20 protein-coding genes are annotated in these 17801 nt (G+C 54.8%); 7 read left to right on the forward strand and 13 right to left on the reverse strand.

All coding sequences use genetic code 11. The annotated features are described in order from the left end of the window. Window positions 1–87 precede the first annotated feature (87 nt). The 4 genes from APH33_RS06885 to APH33_RS06900 form a co-directional block, all read right to left on the reverse strand. A complete protein-coding gene (locus APH33_RS06885) occupies window positions 88–312 on the reverse strand; it encodes a hypothetical protein (protein ID WP_010951451.1) in 225 nt (74 codons plus the stop codon). A 127-nt stretch (window positions 313–439) separates the two neighbouring features. Next, window positions 440–1465: a hypothetical protein gene (locus APH33_RS06890; protein WP_011953109.1), complete on the reverse strand. Its 1026-nt coding sequence runs from the start codon at window positions 1463–1465 to the stop codon at window positions 440–442. Between the two features lie 298 nt (window positions 1466–1763). Beyond that, a complete protein-coding gene (locus APH33_RS06895; RefSeq protein WP_009395904.1) occupies window positions 1764–3071 on the reverse strand; it encodes an OprO/OprP family phosphate-selective porin in 1308 nt (435 codons plus the stop codon). A 210-nt stretch (window positions 3072–3281) separates the two neighbouring features. Then, window positions 3282–4250: a LysR family transcriptional regulator gene (locus APH33_RS06900; RefSeq protein ID WP_010951447.1), complete on the reverse strand. Its 969-nt coding sequence runs from the start codon at window positions 4248–4250 to the stop codon at window positions 3282–3284. A 257-nt stretch (window positions 4251–4507) separates the two neighbouring features. Here APH33_RS06900 and APH33_RS26420 point away from each other — a divergent pair, with 257 nt between their 5' ends. Genes APH33_RS26420 through APH33_RS06910 form a run of 3 tightly spaced genes read left to right on the forward strand, consistent with a single transcriptional unit; the run spans window position 4508 to window position 7324 of the window. After that, window positions 4508–4927 carry a GtrA family protein gene (locus APH33_RS26420; protein ID WP_010951446.1) on the forward strand — a complete coding sequence of 140 codons (420 nt, stop codon included), beginning with the start codon at window positions 4508–4510 and terminating at the stop codon, window positions 4925–4927. Beyond that, window positions 4893–5876, forward strand: coding sequence for a glycosyltransferase family 2 protein (locus tag APH33_RS06905; protein ID WP_010951445.1), 984 nt, complete (start codon window positions 4893–4895; stop codon window positions 5874–5876). Before APH33_RS26420 ends, APH33_RS06905 begins: the two co-directional genes overlap by 35 nt. After that, window positions 5870–7324: a phospholipid carrier-dependent glycosyltransferase gene (locus tag APH33_RS06910; RefSeq protein WP_010951444.1), complete on the forward strand. Its 1455-nt coding sequence runs from the start codon at window positions 5870–5872 to the stop codon at window positions 7322–7324. The genes APH33_RS06905 and APH33_RS06910 overlap by 7 nt, the downstream gene beginning before the upstream one ends. Window positions 7325–7406: 82 nt before the next feature. On the opposite strand, the gene APH33_RS06915 is transcribed toward APH33_RS06910, so the two are convergent. Next, window positions 7407–7628 (reverse strand): hypothetical protein, encoded by a 222-nt coding sequence (locus tag APH33_RS06915; protein ID WP_010951443.1) that lies wholly within the window; start codon window positions 7626–7628, stop codon window positions 7407–7409. 266 nt (window positions 7629–7894) lie between these two features. Between APH33_RS06915 and APH33_RS06920 the strand changes: the two genes are divergently transcribed. Then, window positions 7895–8482, forward strand: a complete 588-nt coding sequence (locus APH33_RS06920; protein ID WP_010951442.1) for a hypothetical protein — start codon at window positions 7895–7897, stop codon at window positions 8480–8482. A gap of 57 nt (window positions 8483–8539) precedes the next feature. On the opposite strand, the gene APH33_RS06925 is transcribed toward APH33_RS06920, so the two are convergent. Next, window positions 8540–9958, reverse strand: coding sequence for a heavy metal sensor histidine kinase (locus tag APH33_RS06925; RefSeq protein WP_010951441.1), 1419 nt, complete (start codon window positions 9956–9958; stop codon window positions 8540–8542). Then, window positions 9955–10629, reverse strand: coding sequence for a heavy metal response regulator transcription factor (locus APH33_RS06930; RefSeq protein WP_003253457.1), 675 nt, complete (start codon window positions 10627–10629; stop codon window positions 9955–9957). Before APH33_RS06930 ends, APH33_RS06925 begins: the two co-directional genes overlap by 4 nt. Before the next feature lie 689 nt (window positions 10630–11318). Between APH33_RS06930 and APH33_RS06935 the strand changes: the two genes are divergently transcribed. Beyond that, a complete protein-coding gene (locus APH33_RS06935) occupies window positions 11319–11645 on the forward strand; it encodes a DUF2790 domain-containing protein (RefSeq protein WP_010951440.1) in 327 nt (108 codons plus the stop codon). Window positions 11646–11677: 32 nt separating this feature from the next. Here the strand turns inward: APH33_RS06935 and APH33_RS06940 are convergent, their stop codons facing one another. From APH33_RS06940 to APH33_RS26425, 3 genes are all read right to left on the reverse strand, one after another. Continuing rightward, window positions 11678–12028: a DUF3147 family protein gene (locus APH33_RS06940; RefSeq protein ID WP_011953105.1), complete on the reverse strand. Its 351-nt coding sequence runs from the start codon at window positions 12026–12028 to the stop codon at window positions 11678–11680. A gap of 157 nt (window positions 12029–12185) precedes the next feature. Continuing rightward, complete coding sequence (locus APH33_RS06945; RefSeq protein ID WP_010951438.1) at window positions 12186–13091, reverse strand: cation diffusion facilitator family transporter; 906 nt, start codon at window positions 13089–13091, stop codon at window positions 12186–12188. 54 nt (window positions 13092–13145) lie between these two features. After that, window positions 13146–13484, reverse strand: a complete 339-nt coding sequence (locus tag APH33_RS26425) for a zinc ribbon domain-containing protein (protein ID WP_079732563.1) — start codon at window positions 13482–13484, stop codon at window positions 13146–13148. A gap of 490 nt (window positions 13485–13974) precedes the next feature. On the opposite strand from APH33_RS26425, the gene APH33_RS06955 reads away from it, so the two are divergent. Together APH33_RS06955 and APH33_RS27630 are read left to right on the forward strand one after the other, a co-directional pair. Next, complete coding sequence (locus APH33_RS06955; RefSeq protein WP_003298414.1) at window positions 13975–15672, forward strand: phosphoethanolamine transferase; 1698 nt, start codon at window positions 13975–13977, stop codon at window positions 15670–15672. A gap of 122 nt (window positions 15673–15794) precedes the next feature. Beyond that, the gene (locus tag APH33_RS27630; protein WP_003253468.1) at window positions 15795–15923 is read left to right on the forward strand and encodes a hypothetical protein; all 129 of its coding nucleotides are present in this window, start codon (window positions 15795–15797) and stop codon (window positions 15921–15923) included. A gap of 143 nt (window positions 15924–16066) precedes the next feature. Here the strand turns inward: APH33_RS27630 and APH33_RS06960 are convergent, their stop codons facing one another. From APH33_RS06960 to APH33_RS06970, 3 genes are all read right to left on the reverse strand, one after another. Next, window positions 16067–16273 carry a hypothetical protein gene (locus tag APH33_RS06960; protein WP_003298411.1) on the reverse strand — a complete coding sequence of 69 codons (207 nt, stop codon included), beginning with the start codon at window positions 16271–16273 and terminating at the stop codon, window positions 16067–16069. A gap of 14 nt (window positions 16274–16287) precedes the next feature. After that, window positions 16288–16497, reverse strand: a complete 210-nt coding sequence (locus tag APH33_RS06965) for a hypothetical protein (RefSeq protein ID WP_003298409.1) — start codon at window positions 16495–16497, stop codon at window positions 16288–16290. Window positions 16498–16717: 220 nt separating this feature from the next. After that, complete coding sequence (locus APH33_RS06970; RefSeq protein WP_010951435.1) at window positions 16718–17641, reverse strand: hypothetical protein; 924 nt, start codon at window positions 17639–17641, stop codon at window positions 16718–16720. Window positions 17642–17801 lie beyond the last annotated feature (160 nt).

Below are 17801 nucleotides of genomic sequence, written 5' to 3' on the forward strand. Positions count from 1 at the left end.
GAGCTTCAATCATGAAGCTAAGCAGGGAAATGACCTGAAGTAGAAGTACGGGTCGTGCGCGATCAGCGCACGACCCGTACTTTTCTCTCACTCGTCGATCCCGATGCGCTTGAGGCTTTCAAGGGCCTTTCCGCACTCAGGTGAGCCATGCCGTAAGCCGCAGGCCAATGCAGCTTTGAGGCTCATGACACCGGCTACGAAACCGACTTGATTGCCGACTCCGTGTCCGTCCGCAAATCCCTGATCATACGCAATCTCGACAAGCGCATTGATCGCCGCCAGGGTGTCCTGTTTGTTTTTACTCTTTTGCATATCTACTCCGCGAGCATTCAGCTCATATCGCTCGGTTAGGTGGCGGCGCCTTCAGGTTTGGGGTGAGCGAATCCCGCTCCCATAGCCAATCCCTAACGGGGGGCTCAGCCCGCCACCGTAAGGAAAATCAGCTATTGAGAGCAGATGACTCGTTTTGGTCACCCGTGCTGCTCGCCTCACCGCATTGGCACTGAGTGGGTACATCCGGGTAGTCGCTGTGATTCTCAATGAACAGCGTTCGGCAGGTTTCGCACCCATAGATCCGGGGCAGGGATTTAAGGCCGCTCGGAAGCACGTCACTCAGAGGCTCGTTATGCCAAGGAGCCCCGTCAAGGATTCTTGAACGCAGGATGTTTCCCAGGCGCCAGGTGTCACTTTGTGCGCGCCAGGACCACATCGGCGCAGAAAGCGAATACTGGATGAAGGTCTCTTGTGACTGCCTGGATAGCGGGTACTTGGGGCGGGTCCAGCCGGAATCGATGATGCTGAACCCCATGCCCATTTCTGCGCTCGGGTGGGTCTTTTCACCAAAGAAACGGTCATGCGTCGCTGGAGCCGTCGCATGATGGTCAGTCGGTGGGAATACCCACAGATAACACTCATCCCGGTTGACCATGCTGATGAGCTCGCTTGGCCCCCGCATGGGGGAATTTGCAGCCAGGGCGAAGCGATCCTTCCACGACATTTTGGGAGGCGGCGCAATACCAGCAGCGATGGCCAACGTGGCAGTCTTGGGGACGAAGCGATCGCCTAGCTCGTTCAGATCCAGGTTCTTGCAGAGAGCCTTGAAGGCCTTTTTGCGAGTCTTCGAGCTGAAGGAGGGGTCAAGGAGCAGGCGAACCTGGTTCACGCCGATTCCCGCAGTTCGTAGCACCTCAATGACTTCTTCAGCCACACCGACTGCTTGAAGATCGGTCAATCCTAAGCACGTTTTCGCCCGCTCGACCGCCGCGTAGAGGTTGTACTGCCGTGTCTCGTTGTCACGACAGACCTGAATTGGCAGCTTGTCTTGGATGGCAACTTGCGGTGCAACGGAGCCGATGGCCGCGTGGAACAGCTGGTGGAGGTGCAGATGAGAGTACGGGCGGCCAGAAGCCGAGAACGAGGCGTGCAGCTGAGCAGCGAGAGGTTGAAGCAGCTTTTTTGCAGACATGACTATCCCCTAATGAGCGACGTTGGGGTAGCTGCGCTTGTAGGGCCGTTAGACGCGAAGCTGGACGTCGAATCAGGTTCAATCATGAATAGGAGTCAGGTTTGATTTGCTTGCACGGCCACCATGCAAAGCCCGACGCGGCAATCACATCAGATTCGCCGAGCTTTGGCAAGAGCGGTCATCGGTAAGCGAAAGCAGGTAGGAGGAGGGCGCTCCATGCTTGATCACCTCCAGAAACAGGAAAGCCGGAAGCACGTTGAGCGCTTCCGGCTTTCTCACGTCAGACTGATGAGAGGGATCAGAAGACGTATTGCAGGCGGGTCACGATGGCATTGCCGCTGTCGTCGCCCACGGTGTTCTCGTTGTTGTCGGTGCGCACGTTGATGTAGTTGGCACTGACTTTCACCGCCTCGTTGACGTACCAGTTCACACCCACCGTGTGGCTCTTGGCCTTGCGCTCGTTCGATTGGTCCGCCGCGGTGACCAGGTTGCCGTCTTCGACCTTGATATCGTCAAAGCGGTAGAAGACTTCCCAGGCCCCCAGTTCCTTGTTCTCTGGTTTGATAGTGTCGAACTTGGCACCATCGAGCTTGTAGATACGCGGCTCGCCGGTCAGGGTGTAAGCCATCTGGGCGTAGTAACCGGAGGCCTTCATGTCGTTGTTGGCCTGGTCAGCTTTCAGCTTGCGGCGAAGGTATTCCGCTTGAACCGAGAACGGGCCGGTGGCCCAGGCACCTTCGAGACCCCAGACCGAGTCGTCCTTCCACAGGCCATCTTGTGCAGCAGCACCGCCAAACAGCATGCGGTTGCCGTTGGTGCCGGCATCGCCGCCGCCATTGGTATCTACACCGCGGACGCCCAGACGCGAACGAATCCGGGTATCGACCGCACTGTTTTTGAGGTCGCGGTAAGCGTACTGAGCACCGACGTGCAGGACGTTGCCATCACTGTGCAGCGGTGCGAACACGCCACGTACGTTGTAGCGCTTGGTGCTGTCGCCATCCGAGTTGTTATTGGTTTCGCTGAAAACGCTACCGGAAACATAAGCCATGTCAGCGATGGTGCTGGTGGCTTGAACACCCATGCCGGCGTTGTCGTTGATCCAGTCCGCCAGGTCGTACGAGAGGTTCCGCTCCATGGCGGTGGTCCACTTCGAACTGGTGGCTTTCTCAAGACCGAAGTCGGTGTAGAAACGGCCAAAGCGCAGTTGCACCGGCTTGAAACCCGTGTAGGTCAGGCTGGCTTCGTCGAAGTAGCCGTCGGAGTCGTTGCCCGTGTTGCGGGAAAGGTCGTAGTTGAGCTGATACTTCCAGTCGCGGTACAGCACGCCACCGAGCTCAAGGTAGGCGCGACGGAAGTAGCCTGCGTCAGCGGTATCGCCATTCTTGGTGAAGACACCATCGAAACGGCCGTAGTCGGCCTGAACTCGGCCGCCCAGTTTGAAACTGAATTCCTTGTCAGAAGTCGATACTTCAAGACCGCCCTTGGTCTTCAGAACGATGTCAGCTCCGTCAGTGGTTACTGTTCCGGAGAATGCTTGCGAGGAAAATGTGCCTATTATTGCGGCAGCCAACAGCTTTTCCCGCATGTTCGAAGAACGGATCATTGCTTGCCTCTCGTATGTTAAGTGCTTAGCTACCGACGTTATATTTCGCCCTGCGCCGGCCTAAATTTATCTTGCAGATGGGAGCAGGCCACGGTTGTCACCTGCTGTAACAAGATGCCTTTGTTCTAAGCACTCTGACTAGGTTGCAAGCGAATATGACAGTTGTGTTTCTGTAGTGTTAACGGAGGAGTTTCAAACCTAACAAAACTGTTACCGAACAAGCCAGTCCTTCTTATCAAAGAAGCTCTTCTTGATCAATCTTCGAATTTCCAAAACCTGCGGATTGCGGACAAGCTTCGTTTTGATAACAAGATAGACATCTTTCTCCTCCAGGTCGTCCAGGAAACCCGGCACGGGTAGGATATTTCTCTCCAGTTTTCGGCTGTAGTCGGGCAGCACTCCAATACACGCACCGCCAACGACAAGGCCTCGTGATAGGTTGTAGCTCTTGACCCGAGTGGTACCGCCCTGATGCTCAGCCATTATCGATGCCCACTTTCGTGAGCCCGCCAAGATCTCTTCATCCCAAGGGACAACGAGCATGAAGTTGTGCAAATCCAAGCTCTCCACTGGAAGGGTGACGCTTCTTGAATAGCGGCTGGAAATGAACAGGGCGTGCCCAATCCGGCCAAGCCGTTCAAACCTATACGTAGGATGGCGATCAAGCGCGCCTTTATCATCTGGGCTCACCAAAGCGATACCCACATCGACTTCACACTCAGAAAGCATCTGCGTTGTGCATTCTGAATGGATTTCCAGCTGCATTTCGGCATGATCACGCACGTAGGCGACTAGATCGCGGTTTACGATGTCGTTCAGCACTGGCTCTGTGATCGCGATGGTAAGCCTGGGGACTTCCTTTTCACCGGACTTGCCAAGGCCGTCTGGGCCGAAGAGCTGGCACAGGTAATGGCTGACCCTCTCGCCTGTGCGGGTCAGGGCAAGCTTGTTGTGTTTGTAGACAAACACGGGAGCACCAATGTGCTCTTCCAGTTTCTCCAAGCGTTTCCGCAGGCCTACCACTGGCACATTGAGCCCTCGGGCAGCCTGTTTGAAACTGGCACAACGTGCTGTTGCGAAAAACTCTACGGCCAGCTGATCATCAATTGGCAAATCATCCAATATGTCAGGGCTGTAAGGAACAACGGTGCTTGTATATGTTTCATTTTGTGTAACCATTAGGTCCCCCTTAATTCGGGGAATCTATCTCAATGCCACCCGGTGTTTCCTTATCTTGTCAACATTGTAATCCACGGGTCATGCATGCGTTATCGGAAGGCTTTTATTTCGAAAGCGTAATTTTCAGGCAATCCCTCTGATATTGTAGCGTGCTAGCCTAGTGCGCCGACTTGTTACTTACCATATATAGATTCGGCTAATTACGCATTTACATTTAGTTCACTATTTTTTCACCTTTGCCTCCATAGGCTTTGGGCATGGAAAATCAAACCCCACCTCTTACTACCTTACTGATTCGTTATCTGGGGATCGGCTTCATAGCAACGGGAGTCCATTATGCGGTGTTCCTATTGCTGGTTACGACAGAATTCGTTACTCCGTTACTGGCCAGTATCTGTGGCGGCATGGTTGGCGCAATCGCGAGCTTCATTGGAAATAGGGCGCTCTGTTTTGTGGCAGATGGCTCTCGTAAGTTTCAGCCTGTCAGGTTTGCACTGGTCGCGTTAACCACAAACTTCGGCAATGGCGTGGGTATGTGGTTCCTCATCAAGTCGAATCTGTCACCGCTCATCTCCCAAGTCGTAGTGACCTTAAGCCTCACTGCACTTGGATTCATTGCACATCGTTTTTGGACATTCAATCATGCAGACATTACATCGCTTTCCCGAGCGCCCTGATCCCTTGTTAACCATCGTGGTCCCTTGCTTCCAGGAAGAGGAAACCATCCCCGAGTTCCACCAGCGAATCACCCGCGTGGTGAAGCGCTTACCCGTCTCCTGCGAAATCCTCTATGTCGACGACGGCAGTAATGACCGGACGGCCGACATTCTTCGCCACTATCAGGATGGGTCATCTGTACGTTGCCTGTCCCTGAGTCGCAACTTCGGCAAAGAGGCTGCACTGAGCGCCGGGATAGACCATGCCCGTGGCAGTGCGCTGATCTTCATTGATGTCGACCTGCAGGATCCACCAGAGCTCATCGCGGCCATGGTGGACTACTGGCAACGCGGCTACGACGTGGTGAACATGCAGCGCAACCTGAGAATCGGTGATTCGTGGTTCAAGCGCATGAGTGCCCGGGCTTACTACTGGGTCATGCAGCGCCTGGTGGAGAAGGTGGACATGCCGGCCGATGTCAGCGATTTCCGATTGATTGGGCCTGCGCCGCTGGCAGCCCTGCGGGCCCTGGATGAACGCTCCAGGATTCTCAAAGGCATGATCGGCTGGGTAGGCTTTCGTACCATCGAACTGCCCTACAATCGCACTGTTCGCCATGCCGGGAGCACCAAATGGAATGCAGCTGGCCTGTTCAATCTGGCCATCGAGAGCATCGTCAGCTTCTCTCGCAAACCACTGCGCATTTTCAGCCTCATCAGTTTCGGTCTTTTCGTCTCCAGCATCTGCTACATGCTTGCGTCGCTTGTGGCAGGCAGTTTCGACATCCATCACCTGATCGTCGGAATGGCTTCATTCATGTGCGTCGGTGTCGCCATGGTGGGGGAGTACCTGGGCGTGACACTCGCGGAAGTGAAGCGCCGGCCTCTCTATTTCCTGAAGCACAGCAACAAGGCAGATCCCGTGTCACTCCACCCTTCGATGGCTTCGATCGAGGGTAAGAAATGCTGAACCTGAAGAACGAGAGGACGCTGTGGTGGGTCCTGGGTTCGATTTTGCTATTGCGTTTGGTGGGGCTGGGCATCTACCCGCTGATGGACACATCTGAGGCCCGTTACGCTGAAATGGCTCGCAAGATGGTCGAGTTGAATGACTGGATCACGCCCATGTTCGACTACGGGGTACCGTTCTGGGGCAAGCCTCCGTTGTCCTTCTGGACCCAGGCCGCGAGCATGACGGTCTTCGGCGTTAACGAGTTCGCTGCGCGCTTCCCAGCGTGGCTACTCCACCTGGCAAGCTGTTTCATCATCATCAAACTCGGCACGCAGCAGATTTCTCGTAACGCCGGCATCTGGGCTGCCATTATTTTTTCCAGCACCACACTTGGCCTGGTCTCCAGCGGTGTTGTGCTGACTGACCCTGTTTTGTCGTTCTCGATTCTGCTGGCCAGCTACGGTTTCTGGCGTTGGATGAAGTGCGCCAGCAAGGCGGATGCCTACCTGATGTTCGCAGGTCTCGGGCTGGGCTTGCTTGCCAAAGGGCCGCTGACCCTGGTGCTTATGGGGGCGCCGGCATTCGCCTGGTTCGTTATCTACAAGGAATGGGGACGGGTACTGAGGCTTCCCTGGATTAGCGGCCTTGTACTCATGTTCGGTATATCCGTGCCATGGTATGTCGCGGCCGAGATGAAAACGCCCGGCTTCATGGAGTACTTCTTCGTTGGTGAGCACTGGAGCCGCTACGTCGTCAGTAACTGGGCAGGGGACCTCTATGGTAGTGCTCATGCCAAGCCGTACGGCAGCATCTGGATCCAGCTCGGATTGTCGCTACTGCCATGGGCCTTGTTTCTACCACTGTTGATCCGCAAGCGTGGATCGATGCAGCGCTTCAAAGCCTACCTCTGGCTGTGGGCCTTGGCGACACCGGTCTTCTTCACATTTGCAGGCAACATTCTGTGGACCTACCTGCTACCCGCGCTGCCAGCGTGGGCATTGCTGCTGTCTGCACGGGTCAGCGAAGTTGGCCCGAAGACCACCTGGGCTGCCGCTGCGAGCGCATTGGTGTTGCCAATCATCGGTGCGGGCATCATCTACGCCGGGGTACTAGAGGAGCGCCCTCAGAATCAGCGGGATGTGGTTCAAGCCTGGCTCAATGTGCAGTCTGCTCATTCCGCTCCCCTGATCTATCCTGGCCGCCGCTCATACTCGTCGGAGTTTTACAGCAGCGGGAAGTCCGAGAACATCAAGGATCCTGCCAAGTGGCCGCGGGATGGCTCGTTCTATCTGTCCAGGCGCTTGCGAGACAGCAAGGATGGTCTGCCCGCTGATCTAGCTTGCACATCGATCACCGAAGCGAACGCCAGCCAGCTCCTGCTGTGCCATTGGAAACGCCCCGCACAAGGTGCCGAGGGTCTGGCCGGAGAAAGCAATGCGGAAACGCCTCGCAAGAACGAAGGCTAAATTCCAAGCACAAAAAAGCCAGGTTTTACCCTGGCTTTTTTGTCGATTTCTTTCGTCATTTGAAGTCCTATTTAACCGCCGATTAATTGTCGGCTTGTTCCTTACCATCCTTGCTTTCTTTCTTTTGCTCTTGAGCGACTTGTTGTTTGTTCTGGTCCGAAGAGTCATCGCTCCATAGGCGAGCCTGTTCGGTTCGGAAGTTCTCGTTGAACTGTTTCGTTCGCTCGAAGCCGCCTTCAGCGTAAGCGGTACCCATGAGACCCAGCAGCAGGCTGCCAATAGCGATAGATTTGACAAATTTCATTGTGAACCTCGGTTCATACTAGGCCAACCTGATTAGCGGCCTTTGTTGGTTTGTAGTTTAGGAACGCGAAGCTAACGACAAGGTGAGTCAATAATTACAATTCCGTAATTTTGGCTGCAGATAGGATGCGTTAAATCTTCAAATCTGGAAGGATCATGTCTATCTCGGCACTGTCGAGGGCGACTTCGAATTTTCTCTTAAATTACAATTTTGATATCTAGCGCGTTAATTCAGCGCGGCGTTGTTGGCCGCCCTAGGAGATAGCCATGAATGACATAGAGCCCTGGGCAGTTGCTATCGGTGACTTTCGCCGCTGCACTGAAAAACTCACTGTCCAGCTCGATGAGCTGACCTCGCAGACGCGCACCTCCAGCGCTGTTCTGGAGAGGTCGAACGAACTGGTGGAGCAGGTGGACGCTGTCGGCCGGCAGATTCAGGAGGAGGTGCGAAAGGCGGAGAAGGCTTGGTCGAACGCGGAGGAGGTTGCCTTGCGCGCCGCTGCATCAGCGTATTCAGCTGCATGCCGCGGAGTCGACACCGCCATCCAGCCACTGATCTCGGAGCTTACAGCAGCGACAAAGGCGGCGGACGCCTCTATCCAGGAGCTCAAGCGGGCACCGGTGCTGGCCAAGCGTTATGTGATGGTGGTCGCCACGGCGTTCTTCATTCTGGCGCTGATCTGTGTCTACTCGACCATGCGCCTGATCGATGCCGCCGGCAGCGTAAGTGCTCAAGAGAAAGTGAATGCTCAGTACTTCTCACACCTGTGGAAAAACGCCAATCCTGACGAACAGAAGATTATTAAGTCGGTGATTCTGCGGTCGCCCATGGACCCTGTGGTCCTTCGGCACTGATGCATTGAGGCAAACAAAAGGCCCGTCGATTGACGGGCCTAATCGTGTCTGCGCAATTTAAGCGGCGGTCATTGCCGGCTGCATTTGCTGGGCTTCCGGAAAGTGAAGGTGGAACCAGGTGAAGTTTTCTTCGGTCACCTCCACGCTCGCCGATCCCTGGTGCAGACTCATGATCGACTGCACAATGGCCAAGCCAAGACCGGTACCGCCTTCGCTCCGTGCTCGGCTCTTGTCCACACGGTAGAACCGCTCAAACAAGTGCGCGTGGTGTTCCTTGGCAATACCACGGCCGGGGTTGCCGACACTCAACGTCGTACCGCTCGCACTATGCTGCACCTTAACGTAGACCGTGCGGCCGCGAGGGCAGTAACGGATCGCGTTCGAGACCAGATTCGAGACGGCACGTTGAACCATCAGGCGATTCCCGCGCACCACGTCATCACTGCCGGAGATCTGCAGCTGAATCTCGCCTTCTTCTGCTGAAATGCTGAAGAGATCGCACACTCGCTGAACCTCGTCGACCAAGGAGACGGATTCGAACTCCACCATTGATGCTGGATGACTGACCTGGGCCAAGAACAGCATGTCGGAAACCATGCGGCTCATGCGGTCCAGCTCTTCTGTGCACGACTCCAGAACCTCCCGGTACTCGGAAAGCGATCGTTCTCTGGTCAAGGCAACCTGGGCCTTGCCCATCAGGTTGGAAAGCGGTGCTCGAAGTTCGTGAGCAAGGTCGTCAGAAAACTGCGAGAGCTGCTGAACCCCATCATCCAGGCGAGCCAGCATGATGTTGATGCCGTCGGCGAGCATTTTGAGTTCTGCCGGCATCCCATCAGTTGGAAGGCGATGGTCGAGGCTCTCGGTTGAGATTTTCGAGGCGATCTTGAGGAACTTGGTCAGTGGTAGCAGGCCTCTGCGCACAGTCCACCAGCCAATGGCCAAGATCAGTGCGAGGATGACGGGGGACATCATCAAGGCCCAGGTCAGCAACGCATCGAGCAGCGCCTCACTGGATGACTGGTCCATGGTCATATAGACGCTGACCTCTGTTCCATCGCCCAAACGCATGATTCGAGAAGCACTCAGCAGAGGACGGTCCTGCGTATCACGCCATTCGTGCTCTTTGGGCTGGGCCGCCGGCTGAAACTTGTGCACCTCCAGATTGACCTGTTTCGAGCCAATCGAGAGCAGGGGAGTCTGATTCTGTGAGGTATCGAATATGCTCACATACAGGTTGTTGTGGCCCATGACCAAATCGACAAGCTGATGCGCATCCGCGTTGACGCCGGAGATGTCCGGGATGGTGGACAGGTTGTGAGCCATCCCCGCCATCTTTACTTCCAGGTCTGCTCTGGCATTTCTTTCCAGAGCCTTGCCTACCATCAGATAGCCAAAGGTGGCGAACAGAAGCAGCAACGCTGCGCTCATCAACCCAACTTTTAACCCCAGCTTTGCAGCCAGGCTGAATGGCCTCATGCGCGTTCCTCAAAAACGTACCCAACGCCACGAAGCGTGTGAATGAGCTTGGTTTCAAACGGGTCATCGATCTTCGAGCGCAAGCGCCGGATGGCTACATCGATGACATTGGTGTCGCAATCGAAATTCATATCCCAGACCAACGAGATGATCTGAGAGCGAGTCAGCGCTTCGCCCGTTCGGCTCATGAGCAGGTGCAGAAGCGCAAATTCCTTGGTGGTGAGATCGATGCGTGTGCCACCGCGGAAGACGCGATGGCGGACGGAGTCGAGTTCCAGATCGGCAATTTTCAGCGAGCTCTTCTCGACTAACTCATCACCACGGCGTTGCAGCGAACGGATGCGAGCAAGCAGCTCAGGGAATTCGAATGGCTTCACAAGGTAGTCATCCGCGCCGCCGTCCAAGCCCTTGAGCTTGTCATTGATGCGTCCGCGGGCGGTCAGCATGATGATGCGGACCCGGCTGGTCTTACGGATGGTTTCCAGCAGGTCCCAGCCGTCGATACCCGGGAGGTTCACGTCCAGGAGGACCAACGAATAGACATTAGTGTTGAACAAGTGCAGAGCATCTACACCGTTGTGCACGATATCTACGACATACCCGCTTTCGGATAGGCCCTGCTGAAGATATTCGGCAGTTTTAATTTCGTCTTCCACAACTAGAACGCGCATAACTTATCTCAAGGTGTGAGGAAGGAGTTGGCCTAATCCGCCAAGATTATGGTTGCAGGCTGTTCGAAAGTTTGGCTGAGGGTATGGCATGTGGTAGTCGCTACCTCTGTCCATACGCCGGGTCACCTGAGGACGCTTGAATCTTAACGCGAAGAAGCTGGCCGCGGCGAAATCCTACAAATTTGTAATGTAGCCGCAAGATTTCTGACAGTCATGCAGGCTCCACCCCTAAGCATAGCGGATTCTGGGGCCTGCGGCGGTGTATGACAGATTCGCCTGGCAGGTGGAATCGGCCAGGACAGGCAGCATTTCGGTCGTTAGCTTGCAAGGACTGGTACTGGCCTTGGATCGAGGGCGCCACGCAGGCAGACCCCATGCACGGCCGCAAACCGCAGCGCCTTTCTGCAAATTAGTTCACGTGGCGGCTCGATATTCTCTCGAATAATTATCTTACAATCTATTACATGTCCAAATTGTAATTGCACGATCATCTTGGTGTTAGCCTCCTTTGCTAGTTTAAGGGCAGCGGAAGAGGCATCGCTGCTTTGGAAATTGTCTCATTTCAAAGCAGCTTGGCAAGAGCACCGAGCAGTTGTTCGCGCCAGTGCATTCACCTGTAAACCATACGCTCCTTTGGTAGGTGAATTTTAGCGCCCCCCTACGGGCGCTTTTTTATTAAGGGACTTCTTATGAACACTACTGTATCAGCGATCGCCGTGTTTATGCTCTTTACATCACTAACAGCCAATGCCCAAAGCGGTATGGAGATCAATAAACACATCGAGCGTACTGCTAGAGAGGCTACAGCGGATTATGCTCAACGCGTAAAAAAGCCCATGCCTCAACTAGAAGACTACGCCTATGGCATGGACCTGGACGTTGGTAAGTTGGTGTATGTATCACCCAATGTGCGGTACTGCGGTAATGTAAGAAGCATGATGACCTACGAAGACTCGAAAGGCGAACTGCACATGGTTCGCTACCTGGTGAAGGGCGAGTGTGTTAATAGCCGTTAAGACTCATCAAGATGATCCCTGCGGCCACCGGATCATAGAAGCTCAATGCCGAACCGGCGCAGCAGTATGGCGAAGCCTCCGAAGCTGGCCATTGTGATGAGGATGCTGCTGATCAGTGTCGGCCAAAAGCCGAGCTTAGGTAGCAGCAATGGAAAAGCAATAAACATCGGCAGGGTCGGAAGCACGTACCAGAACGTGTACCAAGCATGGTTGGAGATCTTCTCCATGCTCTGGTTCTCTAAATAGAGCCAGACCAACGTCACGACCGTGACCAAGGGTAGGGCGGCGACCAAGCCGCCCAGCTTGTCGCTGCGTTTCGCCAGCTCTGACACGAGAATCACTATACCGGCAGTGAGTAGGTACTTCGTGATGATCCAGGCCATCGCTGAGCCTTCTGGAGGTTGTTGACGAGGGCAGGCGAAGCCATTCACCAACCCCCTTGAAGCGCTCCTGCCGTTTACGGCATCCCTCACCGCATTTTTTTTGCAACATCACCCTCAGCCAGGAGGGTGATGTGTTTGCATGGTGTTTACCGATCGGTCAGTGCGAGGGTGAGGGAACGCTCTCGTGGAAAGCTGCCCGCTCGATCTGGATGGTGCAGTGATGGATTTCGAATGCATCGCTGACAGCATCCACGACGGCCGCCAACACAGCATCCCCATCTGCAGAATCCCGAACCACTACGTGCGACGTCATCACGTTACTGCCACTGCTGACAGCCCACACGTGCAAGTCATGAACGTCCGTCACGCCATCTACTCCGAGGATGGTGGCCTCGATTGCCGTAACGTCGAGCCCCCTCGGGACACCCTCCATGAGGATCCCCAGGCTTTCGCGAAGCAACTGCCACGTCCGCGGCAGAACCCAAAGGCCGATCGCCACAGCGACAATCGTGTCGACCCAGGTCCAGCCGGTGAAGCGGATGATAAGTGCCGCGATGATTACGCCAAGCGAGCCGAGCATGTCGCTCCAAACTTCGAGGTAGGCTCCTTTGACGTTGAGGCTTTCGTTGCTCGCAGATGCCAGAAGGCGCATCGAAATTAGGTTGATGATCAGGCCGGCGATTGCGATCCACATCATCGCTCCGGTAGCGATCTCCGCCGGCATGAAGAAGCGCTGGTAGGCCTCATACAAGATGTACATCGCCACCAGGAAGAGCAGCACGGCGTTGAACGTCGAAGCCAGAATTTCCAGGCGCGCATAGCCGAAGGTTCTTTTCTGATCCGCCGGCCGCTTGGCTATCTGAAGTGCAATCAGTGAGATCGCCAAGGCGGCAGTATCTGTGAACATGTGAGATGCGTCCGACAGCAGCGCCAGGCTGCCGGTAATCCACGCACCGATCACTTCTGCAATCATGAAGCTGCCAGTCAAGCCGAGCGCCATGATTAGCTTCTTCTGATGCCCCTCGCGTACTGCAGCGCTGCCATGGTCATGATTTGAACCCACGTATTTCTCCTTGCGCAGGGTTGTGGTCTCGTTGGCCTTCCTGTCTACCTAGCCTTAGAGCGTCGCTTGGCCACACTGACTGCAAAATCTTGCTCCTGCACTCAGCAGCGAGCCGCAGGCGGTGCAACCACTCGATAGCGGTGTTCCGCAGTTTAGACAAAAGCGTGCTGACGGATCGTTGGCCGTCCGGCACTGCCTGCAGCCCTGCAGATCTTTGATGGGGGCAGGAGTGGGAGGGCGCCCGCCGTCATACACCTGATTACCGCCGTCGCAGCCCTGCTGCCGGCCATGGCGATCATATTGCTCGGCCCCATGTCCCCCGCTGTGGTGCTTGCCTCCACCGTGGTTTCCACGGCCATGGTGCCCGCCCAGGATGTTTTTGAAAAAGCTCATGGTATTCGCCCCTCATTGATGGGTGACATATTAACGAGCAAAAGTTGAAAATTATGTTCTGCTCGCGAGAAAGACTTGTAAGTTGAATTGAAAGTTCAAAATTAGCCTACGACAAAACGAAACCGTTTTGTTTGTGAAATTAAATTTATCTAGCTGAGCGGAGCATTGCTTTTGGTGGGTAGTATTCCCCTAATTTTGATCATAGCGTGATCAATGACAATCAAAACAGCAGTAATTGGATTTCTGTCAGCATTGTAATCCCGAGGTCATCGTGTCGTTATCAGGTCCCGGAAATAATGCGCTCAGCGAGATTCATTTCTCTTTTTATCCCTATGCCTCACACATACTAAGCGTCCCCAACGCCTAGGGGCCTAAGGCCTCTGACGCTCCGCACATTGCGCAATCGCTCAGCATCTGTCGACGGTTTGCCTTGTAGCTCCCGCTAACTCCATAGCTACCGCCATGGATAAGCAGCTTCCAGAGTTTGATAATGACACCTTCCAAATCCATTGTTCACACCCTGTTAAGCAAATGGATCTTTGCTATTCGCAATGCGCGGCAGAAAGGCATCAGTACTAATTTGCTAATCGGCCTGGTGACTTTTTGGTTACTGCTATTCGCGAACGCTGAGCTCTGGAACGTGCTCTGGAAGCTGGTATTCAAAACCGATGAAGTGAACTGGCAGCTAGCGGCTAGCCTCCCAGTCATAGTATTCGCATGGGTGTTTACCGTTCTGAGCTTGCTGTCATGGGGGCGGCTGGCCAAACCCATACTGTGCCTGGTACTGATCAGCGCGTCTTTTGCGAGTTACTTCATGAATGCCTACGGCATCGTGATCGATTACACAATGTTCACCAACGTTGTGGAGACCGACGTCGCTGAGGCAACCGAGCTGCTGAATTGGAAGCTCGGTCTTTGGGTCGCAATGGTTGGGGTGTTGCCCGTCTACCTGATTGCCCGGGTTCCCCTCCGGCGCAAGCCTTGGGCCAAAGCTTTGGTCAGCAGGTTCATTGCTCTGTCGCTCGCTCTGTTGACCTTATCTGGCATCGCGTTGAGTCAGTACCAGTCGTATGCCTCCTTGCTGCGCAACAATCGGGAGATCCGGCTGATTCTGGTACCTACCAACTTGTTTGCGGCTGGCCATGGGTACCTGAAGCGTCAGCTGGCCTCACCTAAAACGCTGACGGCCATTGGTACTGATGCGGTAGTTAATCGACAGGGTGCGGCTCGTAAACCCAGGCTGCTGGTACTGGCAGTAGGAGAGACCGCTCGCTCCGCCAACTTCTCCCTCAACGGCTACTCCCGTGAAACGAATCCGGAACTAGAAAAGCGAAATGTCATTAGCTTCACGAACGTGAGCTCCTGCGGTACCGCTACCGCGGTCTCGCTGCCATGCATGTTCCTGGACGTGGGTAAGGCCCAGTACAAAGATGGCTTGGCCAAGAGCCGAGAAGGGCTGCTCGACGTGCTTCAACGCGCTGGCATCAGTGTCATGTGGACTGACAACAACTCGGGGTGCAAAGGGGTCTGCGACAGGGTTCCCAACCACAAGGCTGCCTCTCACGCGGATTCCCAACTGTGCACCAGCGAGGAGTGTAAGGACGGGGTGCTGCTCACGGAGATGCAAGACTTCATCAAGCGCCAGGAAGGCGATGCTGTCCTGGTGCTCCACTACAAAGGCAGTCACGGCCCGGCCTACTACAAGCGCTACCCCTCGCAATTCAAGAAATTCGCACCGGTGTGCGAGACCAACGAGCTCGACAAATGTAAGCAGGAGGAGGTGGTCAATGCCTACGACAACTCAATCCTCTACACCGATTATGTGACTGCAAATCTCATCGATATCCTGGCGGCCAACACCAAGTTCGACACTGCGCTGATGTACGTTTCGGACCACGGCGAATCGCTGGGGGAGGGTGGGCTCTATCTACACGGGCTGCCTTACGCGATGGCTCCTGACGAGCAAACAAAGGTGCCGTTGGTACTTTGGATGTCTGACTCGCTCGCGAAGAGCGAAAAGGTCAACGTGGGTTGTTTGAAAGCTCAAACCACGTCACCGCTGAGCCACGACAACCTGTTCCACACCGTGCTCGGCATGATGAACGTCCAGACGTCTTCGTATCGCTCAGCGCTGGATTTCACTGCCCCTTGTAAGCCCTTTGTCGGAGGCTCTTATTCTGGCCTCTGAATGTTCGATGTGGACCGGATCATCGGCCAGGCGGTTCTGCACCAGCCTGCTTTGACAGCTGAGAGAAGCTGGACTAATTACATAGCTGCATTCAACAACCCAAGCGGAAAAGGAAGTTTTGCATGAGCATCAAGCCAGGCCCAAAGCGCACCAATGAAGATGGCACTCCGGACAAAAGGCAGCGAGTCACCCCTGAAAAGCAGAAGGACCATCCGGACCTGAAACCCCACAAGCACAAAAAGGGGGAGTAAGAAAAAAGCAGCTCTCGGGAGCTGCTTTTTTTTTGGGGCTGTGTGCAAACCCTCCCGACCGTCTCGCTGATCAATCGGACCGCGTCGTGAGTCTTCCGCTTGGCTTGATGGATTCTGAAGCTACCTCCGGATCGGTTATCCCTTCAGTGCGGACGACGAGACTGATATCCCAGAGCGTTGAGCTGATACTCGCTGACAGCCCGAAATTGTGATTCTGCGATTTGACGCAGGCGCTCAACCTCTTCGGCAGATGAGCCAGAAGCCTGCGCCTCGTGGTATTGCTTCATCGCATCCACTGCGTCGGTATACATGGGGTGGTCGGGGAGAAGAGCTGGCATCTTTTTCGTCATGTAGCGGCAGGTCCTCACTGGATAGTCGACGGTGGTTTACCTGCTTTGAGGAGCTGAAAATCAATGACCGCCTGATAGAGCGAATCTGCCAATGGGTGAAGACGCTGTACCTCAAGGTCTGGCAATCCAGCAGCCTCCGCTTCGTGGGCCTGTCGGATAGCTTCAAGCGCTTGCCTCATCAGTGGCTCACCAGCCTCGACCATTCCAATGAATGTGCGCTTCACAACATTTTGCTCCATTCAGCTGAAGATGAATTATAGGACACCGCGGCGTGGCAAGGCCCCGAGCAGCATAGGTGTTCGACGCCCGACTGAACGAATCAATGAGGAGCGCGCTGGCCTGGGGAGTGGCCAGGGCGCGTGTCGTAGCTACGTTGTAAACCACTTTTTTTCACTGTAAACCACTGTGGTTACAGTGAAAAAAAGTGGTTTACAACAGGCCTCCTCAGGCCTGAGTCAGCTCCAGCAGATCGCCCAGTTCCTCCCGGGCCATCTTCACTCTATCCATTCTGCGATAAGGATGATCAACCGGCATCCGGATAAGGGATTCGAACCAAGCCGAATCGAATTTGATGACTTCCTTGTGAATGTGCTCAAGCTCACCTCCGCGAGGCTGTGACACTACAAACTCCATGCTTTCAACCAAGCCGGACGCTTCACTGTCTTTGACGATTCGATGGCGGATGAAACTCATTTTGAGATCAAAATATGCCGCCTTCGAACCAGGCACCTTCTTCGATTCCAGCCGACCAGTGCTGCTGATTTCCGCCCCTGGCACCTCAGCGGCAATAGCTTTCACCAGCTCAGCATTTCCAATGACCTTCTGGCCAAACAGGCGGGTGGCGTCCGACATGTAAGCAAAGATCCATGGCACATTGCGAAGCGTCGCGCCGGTATAGAGGTAGCCACGCTCTCCCTTGTAACGCTGCAGCATGCCTCTCAACGCGTTCTCGGAAAGGACCAGTTGGGTCTCTTTCTCCAGGATGTAAACCACGCGATCGAACTGTTCGATCAATAGCTTGAGAATCTTCCGTGGGACGCCGTCAAACCTGGTTTTTCGTTCTGTTTTCTTGTGCTGGCGAGGCTGGAAGTACGGGCAATCGTTACGGGCCTCACTATCAAATGGAGCGATGCCGCGAATGCTCTTAGTAGCATGTTTCCCGAATGGGTTCTTCACGTTAGGCGGTAGCTCATACAGCCCAACCAGCTGGACAGGGTTGTCGCATGCCGGGCATACAGCAAACTGAGCTAGCTTGCCGGCACTTCCAGGCTGGTACCATGGATCTCTGCGGAAGGTCTCGGCCTCGAAACCTTCCTTGTCGATGATCTTGCTTTCTGTGTCTTCGATGCGGACCTTATAGACATCCATCTTTGCTGAAACCGTATCAATAGAGGGTCTCTGGATGGTAACGAGCGAGGATAGGCAGCAGTAGGCCTAACTGACCCTTTTGGTGGTCACCCACTGGTTTGAGGCCCGCCCAAAGCATGCCTGATCGACCTGGGCGGGCCCTAGAAACAACTAACCCCCT

The sequence above is a fragment of the Pseudomonas sp. NBRC 111130 genome (genome assembly GCF_001320485.1).
Taxonomy (GTDB): Bacteria; Pseudomonadota; Gammaproteobacteria; order Pseudomonadales; family Pseudomonadaceae; genus Aquipseudomonas; species Aquipseudomonas vlassakiae.